The following is a 10,578-nucleotide window of genomic DNA, read 5'->3' as shown; positions in this document are numbered from 1 at the left end:
GGGCTCACCGCCGCCGCCGTCGTTCTCCTCGATGAGGATGGCGGCCGGTGGTGCCTCGATGGGAGCTTCGGCAACGGCGACCGCCTGGCCCTCATCCCGCAACCCACGGCGGCCACGGGGCTGGGAGCGGCCCACCCTGGTTGCGTCGGGTAAGGGCACCTGGGACACGGGAATTTGCAGCACCGAAGACTCGATCACCGTGGTCATGGGGGCGTCGGACTCACCGAACTGATCGGGCAAGGGGGTGATTTCCACCAGGGCCCCCTGGGCGTCGTCGTTCTGGAGGTTGCGGCCGGAGCTGCTGGCCTCCGGAATGGGGCGGGGCGAGGAGCCGGTGTCGGTGGAGGCCCCACCACGGCCACCCCGGCGGCGGCGGCGGGAGCCGGAGGCGGCCAGCTGCTGGCGGGCCGCCTCGAGCACGGCATCGCTGTCTTCGCCGGGCCGCACAACACGCACCACCAGATTCTCGCCGCTGGGAGGAGGATCGAGCAGCAGGGCGGGGCTGAGCCCCATCCAGCCGTAGACCAGTTCCTGGTCGGGGTCCATCGGCACCGCCACCAGGTCGGGATCCTGACGTCGGCTGAAGCCGCCGCCGCCATCAGCGCCAGAACCCTGAGCTGGTTCCGGGGTGGCCACAGAAGCCGCGGCCGCTGGTTCGGCAGCGAGGGAGGCTGCCGCGGCCGGTTCGTTGCCTTCGCTCGACCCTCGAGCGCCGCGGCCACGGCCGCCACGACGGCGACCCGTGGAGGGTTCACCTCCGTTGGGGCTGGGCACTTCAGCCCGGGCCGAGGCGGCCGAGCGAACCAGGCCGGTGACGGAGGCCAGGGGTTGCAGGGTGTCCTTGCCCGGCAGGACCGCCACATGGCCGAGGCCGCCACAGCTGGGACAGGCCCGACCGAACAGTTCATAGATGTTCTGGCCCTGGCGCTTGCGGGTCAGTTCCACCAGACCCAGCTCGGTGAGCTGGGCGATCTGGGGGCGAGCCGCGTCGTCCTGAACCGACTGGGTGAAATGCTCCAGCAGCATCAACTGATCACGGCGCGACTCCATGTCGATGAAGTCGATGATCACCACGCCACCGATGTTGCGCAGCTTGAGTTGACGGGCAATCTCGGCGGCGGCTTCGCAGTTGGTCCAGAGCACGGTTTCGCGCGAACTGGCCGAGCGGGTGAAGGAGCCGGAGTTCACGTCAATCACCGTGAGCGCCTCGGTGGGCTCGATGATCACGTAACCGCCGGAGGGGAGGTCCACCCGAGGCTTGAGCGCGTCGCTGATGGCGGCGTTCACCCGGTACTGCTCGAGCACATCAGCGCCCTCACCGTGGTGCTCCACCTCCAGGTTGGCCTGATCGGCGCCGAGGAAGGCATTCACCCGGGCCACCGCAGCGGGGGTGTCCACCACCACCCGCCAGACCTCGGGGCTGTAGAGGTCGCGGAGGACCCTGTGGATGAAGTCCTCGTCGCGGTTGAGCAGCACCGGCGGCGTGGCCGTCTCGGCGGCCTCCTGAATCCCTTCCCACTGCCTGAGCAGGGTTTCGAGGTCGTCGATCAGCTGATCTTCGCTGACACCCTCGGCTTCGGTGCGCACCAGCAGGCCGGCGCCGGGGGGCTTGATCAACACCCCGAGAGCCCGGAGACGGTTCCGTTCGTTCTCGCCGCTGATGCGCCTGGAGATGCTGACCCCCTGGCCATGGGGCTGGAGCACCAGGAAGCGGCCGGGCAGGGTGAGGTTGCCGGTGAGGCGAGGGCCTTTGGTGCCCGTGGGCTCCTTCATCACCTGGACGAGCACCTTCTGACGGGGCTCGAGCAGTTCAGTGATGCCGGCGGCGCCCTTTCTCAGGCGCAGGGGGCCGAGGTCGGTGACATGGATGAAGCCATTCTTCTCGCTTTCGCCGATGTTGACGAAGGCAGCATCAATCCCTGGGAGGACATTTTCAACACGGCCGAGATAGACGTCGCCAATCTGATAGCGACCCTGGGCTACGACCAGTTCATCAACACGTTCGTCGTTGAGCACCGCGGCGATCCGCAGTTGCTCCGCGATGACGATCTGCTGGGGCATGGAGGATAGGGGGTGGCTCTGTGGAGCCATGCCATGGATGGGAGTGAATCCCTGAAGCACGAACCCGCCGGCCAGAGCGCGCCGCAAAGCTGCTCGACTGCTGGACCAGCAGGACGTAGACGGAGGAGAAAAACCTTTTGAGGAGCATCCTCAGGAGGAACAACCTCCATTCGCGGCGATGCTGCCGAGCGGGGCCGGCCAAAGCGCGGAACAGTTCCTACGGAACCAGGTGCCGTAGGGCGACGTCTGCAGAATGGGAAACCACAGACGGATCTGCCGTCTTGGGGCGAATTTAGCACGGGTCAACCTGAGCCCCTGCAGCCGCTGGCCGCAGCCGCAGCCGGTCGCGGCTCACCCGTCCGAGGCGCAGGGGAATACCCAGCCGCTCCTGAAGCCAGAGGCAGACCTGCTCGGGGCGCACGCTCCGCCCCTGGGCATCGATGCGGGCCCCAAGGCCCACGCAGCAGGACTGATCCGACGCGGCCACCAGGGTCAGCGCCTCGAGCAGGGGCCGGCAGTCCCGCTGGCGGGGCCGTCCTTTCTTGTCGGTGTCGCGCCAGGGAAGCTCAGCCGCCGTGAGCAGGCTCTCCAGGGCAGGCCCCCAGCGCTCGGCGCCCGGGCCCGGGGCGCCGACGCCGGCTTCAACCAGCAGCTCCATCCTCCACTCGGCCCCCTCCAGCTCCTGCGACAGGCTCGGTGCGCGGACCGGCACCTCCTCCACCCCCGCGAGCAGCAGCCCCTCGGGCAGGGTGGCCTGCAGCCGCTCCAGGGCGAAGGAAGGATCAACGCTGCCGCTGAACTCCAGGTCGAACCACTCCCCGCGCGCTTCCACCCCCAGGGGCAGGGCCAGGGCGAACTGCAGGCGGGGCAGGGGATGAAAGCCGCCGGTGAAGCTCACGGGCAGGCCGCTGCGGCGCAGGGCCCGCTCCATCAGCCGCACCAGATCAAGGTGGCTGAGCAGGGCAAGGGAACCGGTCTTGCTGAAGCCGAAACGCAGCCGCTGGAGCCGTTTACTGGCCGGAGCGCGGGTGGGCTGCTGCACGGGGATCGGCGGCGCCTCCACCACCACGTTGTGGCCGAATTCCGGCCCGCAGACGCCGCAACTGCTGCAGCCCTCGAAGGAGCAATCGGGCACCACCACCGCGGCGAGGGCCTTCTGCAGATCCTCCGCCAGCCAGGTCTTGTCGACACCGGTGTCGATGTGATCCCAGGGGAGGGGCCGGGCGCAGAAGGCCGCCAGGTCTTCGGGCCCGAGGGCTTCTGTGGCGCCCCAGTCGCCCATCTCCAGGGCCCGGTAGCGGCCGCCCAGCCCAGCGGCCTCGATCGCTCCGGTCCAGGCGGCGTGGGTGGCCTCGATCGTCTCGAACCAGGCATCGAGGCCGGCACCGGCCCGCCAGGCGGCCTCGATCACCGGCGCCAGGCGGCGGTCACCGCGCCCCACGAAGTCCTCCATCGCCGAGAGGCGCGGATCAGTGAAATTCGTCTTGAGGCCCCTGAGCGTGCGCAGCTCCCGGCGCAGCAGCTCCTGGCGCCGCCGGAACTCCGATGTCGACACGCTGTGCCACTGGAAGGGGGTGTGGGGCTTGGGGGTGAAGTTGCTGATCGTGAGATTCAGCTCCAGCCGGCCCAGATCACGGCACTGCTGTTGCAGGGAGCGGCAGGTGTCGGCGATGCCGAGCACATCGGCATCGGTTTCCCCCGGCAGGCCGATCATGAAATAGAGCTTGACCCGGCGGTACCCGCTCTCCATGGCCGTGCGGATGCCCCGCAGCAGCTCGGCATCGGTGAGGCCCTTGTTGACGATGTCTCGCAGGCGCTGGCTGCCGGCCTCGGGGGCGAAGGTGAGCCCAGCCTTGCGGGTGCCGCCGAGGATGTGGGCGATGTTCTGATCGAAGCGGTCCACCCGCTGGCTGGGCAGGGTGAGGCTCACGTTCTGGTCGGCCAGGCGGTTGCGCAGCTCCACCCCCACTGCCGGCAGGGCCAGGTAATCGGAGCAGCTGAGCGAGAGCAGGGAGAAGTCGCTGTAGCCGGTGCGCTCCATTCCGGTTTCCACCGCTTCGATCACCGCCTCGGGCTCCACATCACGGGCGGGGCGGGTGAGCATGCCGGGCTGGCAGAAGCGGCAGCCACGGGTGCAGCCGCGGCGGATCTCGATCGTGAGCCGGTCGTGGACGGTTTCGATGTGGGGCACCAGGCCCATGCCGTAGTGGGGCATCGGCGTGGCCACCCGGCGCAGCACCCGCTGCGGCGCCTCGGGCACCAGCGGCACCAGGCTGATGCCATCGGGCCCCGGGCCATAGAGCGAGGGCACGTAGACCCCGGGGACCTGGGCCAGATCCCGCAGAAGGGCGGAGCGGCTGAGGCCGGCCGCCTTGGCTTCCGCCACCACCAGACCGATCTCGGGCAGCAGCTCCTCGCCGTCGCCGAGGGCGAGGAAATCGAAGAAGGCGGCAAAGGGCTCCGGGTTGCTGGTGGCGGTGGGGCCACCGGCGAAGATCAGCGGCGGAGCAGCGGGATCATCCAGGGGCCGATCACCGCGATCGGCGGCACGGATCGGCACCCGGGCCAGATCCAGCATCTCGAGGATGTTGGTGGCCCCCAGCTCGTAGCTGAGGCTGAAGCCGAGGATGTCGAAGGCGGTCAGCGGCCGGCGGCTTTCCACCGCGAACAGGCCCTGCTGCCGCTCGCGCAGACGCGCAGCCAGATCCGGCGCCGGCAGGTAGGCCCGGTCGCAGAGCTGCCCGGGAACGGCGTTGAGGATCGAATAGAGAATGATGTGGCCGAGATTGCTGGCGCCCACCTCGTAGAGCTCGGGGTAGGTCAGGGCCCAGCGCAAGGCGGCAGCCTGCCAGTCGCGGGGCTCGACGCCCAGCTCATTGCCGAGGTAGCGGCCGGGCTTGGCCACGCTGCGGTCCACCAGCTGCTCGAAATCGACGGGCGCGTGGTCGACGATCACTACGGCAGGGGAACGGGCGTAGCTCGATCGTATCGAGGGTGGCCGGCGCCATAGGAAGATGCCCGGCAGCACCAGCGCCAGCCGCAGCAGTGGTTCAGATCAACGGCAACTATCTCAAGCTCAAGGCGGGCTACCTCTTCCCGGAGATCGCCCGGCGGGTGAAGGCCTTCAGCGAGGCCAACCCTGAGGCCCCGATCATCCGCCTGGGCATCGGTGATGTGACCGAGCCGCTACCGGAGGCCTGCCGCGAGGCGATGAAAACGGCCATCGACGCGATGGGAACCCCGGAAGGCTTCCACGGCTACGGCCCCGAGCAGGGCTACCTGTGGCTGCGCGAGGCGATCGCGACGCACGACTTCCAGGCCCGTGGCTGTGCCATCAGCGCTGAGGAGATCTTCGTCTCCGACGGCTCCAAGTGCGACAGCAGCAACATCCTCGACATCCTCGGGCCGGACAACCGCATCGCCGTGACCGATCCGGTGTATCCGGTGTATGTGGACAGCAACGTGATGGCGGGCCGCACCGGCGAGGCCGATGAGAGCGGCCAGTACGGCGGCCTCACCTATTTACCGATCAATGCCGAGAACGGCTTCAGCGCCCAGATCCCCACCGAGCCGGTGGATCTGATCTACCTCTGCTTTCCCAACAACCCCACCGGGGCTGTAGCCAGCAAGGATCAGCTCAAGGCCTGGGTGGACTACGCCCGCGCCAACGACGCCCTGATCCTGTTCGACGCGGCTTATGAGGCCTTCATCCAGGACCCCGACCTGCCCCATTCGATCTATGAGATCGAAGGGGCGCGGGAGTGCGCGATCGAATTCCACTCGTTCTCCAAGAATGCCGGCTTCACCGGCACGCGCTGCGCGCTCACGGTGGTGCCCCGCGGCCTGATGGGCACGGCGGCCAACGGGGAGAAGGCGGAACTCTGGGCCCTGTGGAACCGCCGCCAGAGCACCAAGTTCAATGGCGTGAGCTACATCGTGCAGCGCGGCGCCGAGGCGGTGTATTCCCCCGAGGGCCAGGCCCAGGTGAAGGCCCTGGTGGCCTTCTACATGGAGAATGCCGCGATCATCCGCCGGGAGCTCAGCGCTGCCGGCCTGCAGGTGTATGGCGGTGAGCAGGCCCCCTATGTGTGGCTGAAAACCCCCGAGGGGATGAATTCCTGGAACTTCTTCGACCATCTGCTCACCAAGGCGCACGTGGTGGGCACCCCGGGCAGCGGCTTCGGCGCTGCGGGAGAGGGCTACTTCCGCCTCTCGGCCTTCAACAGCCGCGTGAACGTGGACGAGGCGATGCGGCGGGTGCGGGCGGCGCTGGCGCACTGATTCACAACCAGCGCAGATCCCGCTGCAGCTCCTGGGCCATGCGGGAGCCCGAGGCCATCAGCTGGTCGAATTCGGCCGGGGTCAGCACCAGGGCATCGCAGCTGAGCGGCAGCTGATCGAGGGGCCAGTGAAGCAGGCGCTGATTCTGGGGCCCGGCAGCGGTGGCATCGATCAGTACAAGATCGAGATCACTGCCCACCCCGGCCGTACCACGGCCGTAACTGCCGAACACGCCCACCGCCTGCAGGGAAGGGCGGCAGGCACACAGCTCGCTCGCCCAGCGGCTCGCCTGAGCCAGCACCTGCTCAGGATCCGGCCAGCGCAGTACGGATTGCGTCAACGAGCGCACAGGCATGGCGGCGTGCGTCTTCGCTCTGAAGACGCCCAAAGTGATCGATGGGGGCACCATCGGGAAGGCTATCGGGGTAGCGGGTGGGGATGTAGAGCGCATCGAGAATGCGCAGCCGATCCTCAAGATCCGGCACCGCCGCGGCCAAGGCACTGACGGCCTGGGAGGGCAGATCCCGGAAGGAGCGACCCAGGCCATGGCCCCACACCTGCTGCCCCAAGTGAAGATGCAGCGCCTTGAGAGCCTTTTCCACTGCCTGATGGGAGGCGAAGCAGGCCCATTCGTGATGCCCCGCCTCGGCGCTCACACGGGCCAGATCAAGATCGGCCACCGCCTGATGTAGCCAGTCGGCGGAACGGTTCATGACACCATTCTGGACCGCGCCGCAATCCTCTTCGCTGTGCTACTCGACGAAAGCGTAACGACGCATCCGCTCCCGGCATCAGAGACGGGATGCTAGAGGCTGCCCCAGCCAGACACCGCAACAACCGCGTCAGACTCCCAGCCATGAGCGACACCATCCGTGCCACGGAGACCCCGACCCGCAGCCCAGGCGGTGCCGCGGTGATCGAGAAGGAGGTACAGCGGGTGCGCAAGCCCTCGCCCCGCTACAAGGTGCTGCTGCACAACGACCCCGTCAACTCGATGGAGTATGTGGTCACCACGCTGCGCCAGGTGGTGCCATCCCTGAGCGAGCAGGACGCCATCGCCGTGATGCTCGAGGCCCACAACACCGGCGTGGGTCTGGTGATCGTCTGTGATCTGGAGCCGGCCGAGTTCTACAGCGAAACCCTCAAGGCCAAGGGCCTCTCCAGCACGATCGAGCCGGAGAGCTGAGTGCGCCGGCGTGCCTGGCTGGGCTGGATCAGCACCCTGCTCTATCTGCCGCTGCTCTACGGCCTCGGCTGGCTGACGGTGCAACCCTTTGCGGCAGCCGGCCTGCTCAGCGGTTGGCGGCCCGATCAGGTCGCCCTGCTGGGCACGGCTCTGTCCTTTGCCCTGCTGTTGATCACCCTGCCGCTGCGCCTGAACACCGTGTGGAGGGAGCGCCGGCCCTGGCACGCCCTTGGGGTGGCCATGGGCTGGGGCGTGGGCCTGCGCTCCCTGCTGCGTGGCCTGATCAAAGCGCTGCTGCTGCTGCTGCTGGTGGTGGGGGTGTTGCTGATCAGCGGCCAGGCCCGCTGGAGCGGTGGACTGATCACGCCGCTCGAGATCCTCAATGCCGTGCTGTTGATCCTCGGGGTCGGCTTCGCCGAAGAGCTGGTGTTCCGGGGCTGGCTCTGGGGCGAGCTGAACCATCGCCTGGGCTGGGGGCCGCGAGCGGATCAGAAGGCCCTGATCGCCCAGGCGGCGGTGTTCAGCCTGGCCCACACCCGCTTCAACCTCGGCCTCGGGCCGATGGCGGGCTTGCTGATGGGCCTGCTGCTGCTGGGGCTGGCCCTGGGGCTGCAGCGGCGGGCCGATGGCGGCTCCCTCTGGGGCGCCGTGGGGCTGCACGGGGGCCTGGTGGGGGGCTGGTTTTCCCTGCTGTCCGGGCCACTGCAGATCAACCCCACGGTGCCGCTCTGGCTGGCCGGACCAGGCGGAGCCGATCCCAACCCGATCGGCGGCCTGCTGGGCTGGGCCGGCCTGGCCGGGCTGCTCTGGGTGCGGCGGCGCTTCTGGTGAGCAGGGATCAGCGCGCTCAGCGCACCGCTGTGGCCAGGGCCTTGCGGCCCTCCACCGGCGCATGCAGCGCCTCCTCCAACGGAGCGATGCCGTAGTCGCGCTCGAGCAGCGCCATCACGGTGCGGCCGAAATCGCCCGGGTTGGTCTCGAAGGCCTCCAGGCAGATCCGGCCGAACACGCTGCCCATCGGCTCGGGGTTCCAGAGCAGCTTGCGGGCCGTCCAGGGCATCATGCTCATCGGGTTGTAGCCGGGCTCGATCAGCCCCTGGTCGAAGCCGTATTGCTCCAGGTGGGTGTGGGGCTGCAGGCCGATGAAGAAGATGGCCGGCTCCACCTTGTCGGCCCCGAAGATGCGCTCCAGTTCGCGGTGATAGGCCACGGTCTGGCGGATCGTCTCGGGGCGCTCGTCGATCACGTTGAAGGAGTAGTTCACCGACACGTGCTCGCGGAAACCGGCCCGGGCCAGCAGGCGGCAGTTCTCCAGCACCGTGCGCAGGTTGTAGCCCATGCGCATCTTGCGCACCAGCTCCTGGCTGCCGGAGGTGATGCCGATCTCGAAGTAGTCCATGCCCGTTTCCACCATCAGCTCAGCCAGCTCGGCGTCGAGGTTGTCGGCGCGGATGTAGGCCGCCCAGCGGATGTCATCCATGCCGGCCGCCAGGATCGCCCGCAGCAGCTGCTTGGCGTCTTCGATGTAGCGGCGGGCCGGGATGAACTGGGCGTCGGTGAACCAGAAGCCGCGCACGCCCCGGTCGTAGAGCTGGCGCATTTCCGCCACCACCTCCTCCACCGGATTCACCCGCACCGCCTTGCCTTCCACCACGGTGTACACGCAGTAGCAGCAGTTGTGCGGACAGCCGCGCTTGGTCTGCACCCCGACGTAGAAGTCGCCGCCTTCGAGATACCAGTCGAGCTGGGGCCAGATCGAAGCGATGTAGGTGTAGTCGCAGGCGGTTTTGATCACCCCCTCGGGCTGCTCATGGATCAGCCCCTGCCGCGGCGGCTCCCCCACCACGTAACAGCGCTCGGAAGCCAGGGAGCGGCCACTGATCAGCTTCTCCAGCAGCGGCTCCCCCTCCCCCACCGACACCACGGTGCCCGCCGGCAAGCTCTTGCCCAGCTGCTCATAGAACACGCTCACCGCGCCGCCACCGATCACCACCCGGGCCGCCGGATGGAAGCGACGGGCCAGGCGCAGACCGCGGCGCACCAGGCGCAGGTTGCGCCAGAGCTCGCCATAAAAAGCCCCCATCAGGCGCAGGCCGCCGAAGGCCCCGCGCAGGCGATGCAAGGGATTGGAGGCATAGAACACCTCGAAGGAGTTCTGCAGGGGGTTGCCGCCGCGGCCATCCACCGGGGCATAGATCTGGATGTCGCGCCAGGAGAACACCAAGAGGGTGGGGCGGAAGGCTTCGATCGTGCGCAGCAGCACCCGCTCCACATCGAGCAGGGGCAAGGCCGCCAGATCGAGGATGCGCTGGGGAAGCCCGGGAAAACGCTTGTGCAGGTGATCGGCCAGGTACACCGGCCCGATCGGGAAAATTGGATTGCAGGGCAGGCGGATCAGCAGCACCCGCTCATCGGGGGAGGGCTTCGCCGGCGGGTTCGAGTCCAACTGCTGAAGCGGCCGCGCCATCGGATCTCACAGGCCAGCTCGGACGCTAACAAGCGTGCACCCGGGGCAGCGCCTCCAGCAGATCCTGCGCCCGCCCCCCAACCCGGAGCAAACCTTAAGGGCTCAGCACATCTCGCAATGCTCTGTTACATTTGAGTGAGGCGAAGGGCTTTCGGGCCCACCGGACGGGTTTCCCGCTCCGGCATGTCGTCTTACCTAACCGACCCCTTCGGGGACCTCTTACCTCGCTCTCATGACCACCACTCTTCAGCAGCGCCAAGGCGCGTCTGCCTGGAGCCAGTTCTGCGAGTGGGTCACCTCCACCAACAACCGTCTCTACGTCGGTTGGTTCGGTGTTCTGATGATCCCCACCCTGCTGGCTGCCACGATCTGCTTCATCGTGGCCTTCGTTGCTGCTCCTCCCGTCGACATCGACGGCATCCGTGAGCCCGTTGCCGGCTCCCTCCTCTACGGCAACAACATCATCTCCGGCGCCGTTGTTCCTTCGAGCAACGCCATCGGCCTGCACTTCTACCCGATCTGGGAAGCCGCCAGCCTCGATGAGTGGCTGTACAACGGCGGTCCCTACCAGCTGGTGATCTTC

General features: G+C 67.9%; 8 protein-coding genes and 1 pseudogene. 4 read left to right on the top strand and 5 right to left on the bottom strand.

Features of this window, described 5'->3' with window-relative positions:
- On the bottom strand, nt 1-2,061 hold a 2,061-nt coding region (locus KQ297_RS05190; protein ID WP_259738481.1), incomplete at its 3' end, for an Rne/Rng family ribonuclease.
- Nucleotides 2,062-2,353: 292 nt separating this feature from the next.
- Entirely contained in the window at nt 2,354-5,017 is a 2,664-nt protein-coding gene (locus KQ297_RS05185; RefSeq protein WP_259738480.1) for a TIGR03960 family B12-binding radical SAM protein, read from the bottom strand.
- 89 nt (nt 5,018-5,106) lie between these two features.
- On the opposite strand from KQ297_RS05185, the gene KQ297_RS05180 reads away from it, so the two are divergent.
- On the top strand, nt 5,107-6,342 hold the full coding sequence (locus KQ297_RS05180; protein ID WP_259738479.1) for an LL-diaminopimelate aminotransferase: 1,236 nt from the start codon (nt 5,107-5,109) through the stop codon (nt 6,340-6,342).
- Nucleotide 6,343: 1 nt separating this feature from the next.
- Here KQ297_RS05180 and KQ297_RS05175 read toward each other — a convergent pair whose 3' ends face one another.
- Both KQ297_RS05175 and KQ297_RS05170 read right to left on the bottom strand, forming a co-directional pair.
- Nucleotides 6,344-6,691, bottom strand: a complete 348-nt coding sequence (locus tag KQ297_RS05175; RefSeq protein WP_259738482.1) for a nucleotidyltransferase domain-containing protein — start codon at nt 6,689-6,691, stop codon at nt 6,344-6,346.
- Nucleotides 6,648-7,055 carry a HEPN domain-containing protein gene (locus tag KQ297_RS05170; protein ID WP_259738478.1) on the bottom strand — a complete coding sequence of 136 codons (408 nt, stop codon included), beginning with the start codon at nt 7,053-7,055 and terminating at the stop codon, nt 6,648-6,650. Before KQ297_RS05170 ends, KQ297_RS05175 begins: the two co-directional genes overlap by 44 nt.
- A gap of 143 nt (nt 7,056-7,198) precedes the next feature.
- Here KQ297_RS05170 and clpS point away from each other — a divergent pair, with 143 nt between their 5' ends.
- Together clpS and KQ297_RS05160 are read left to right on the top strand one after the other, a co-directional pair.
- The gene (clpS, locus tag KQ297_RS05165; RefSeq protein ID WP_185467405.1) at nt 7,199-7,528 is read left to right on the top strand and encodes an ATP-dependent Clp protease adapter ClpS; all 330 of its coding nucleotides are present in this window, start codon (nt 7,199-7,201) and stop codon (nt 7,526-7,528) included.
- The gene (locus KQ297_RS05160) at nt 7,529-8,359 is read left to right on the top strand and encodes a CPBP family intramembrane glutamic endopeptidase (RefSeq protein WP_259738477.1); all 831 of its coding nucleotides are present in this window, start codon (nt 7,529-7,531) and stop codon (nt 8,357-8,359) included.
- 16 nt (nt 8,360-8,375) lie between these two features.
- On the opposite strand, the gene KQ297_RS05155 is transcribed toward KQ297_RS05160, so the two are convergent.
- A complete protein-coding gene (locus tag KQ297_RS05155; RefSeq protein WP_259738476.1) occupies nt 8,376-9,995 on the bottom strand; it encodes a photosystem II high light acclimation radical SAM protein in 1,620 nt (539 codons plus the stop codon).
- Nucleotides 9,996-10,227: 232 nt separating this feature from the next.
- On the opposite strand from KQ297_RS05155, the pseudogene KQ297_RS05150 reads away from it, so the two are divergent.
- Nucleotides 10,228-10,578, top strand: a pseudogene (locus tag KQ297_RS05150) (photosystem II q(b) protein); the annotation flags it as partial.

Origin of the sequence: Synechococcus sp. CS-205, from assembly GCF_025128255.1 — a bacterium.
Lineage (GTDB): Bacteria > Cyanobacteriota > Cyanobacteriia > PCC-6307 > Cyanobiaceae > Regnicoccus_A.
This window is presented reverse-complemented; position numbering and strand designations above follow the sequence as displayed.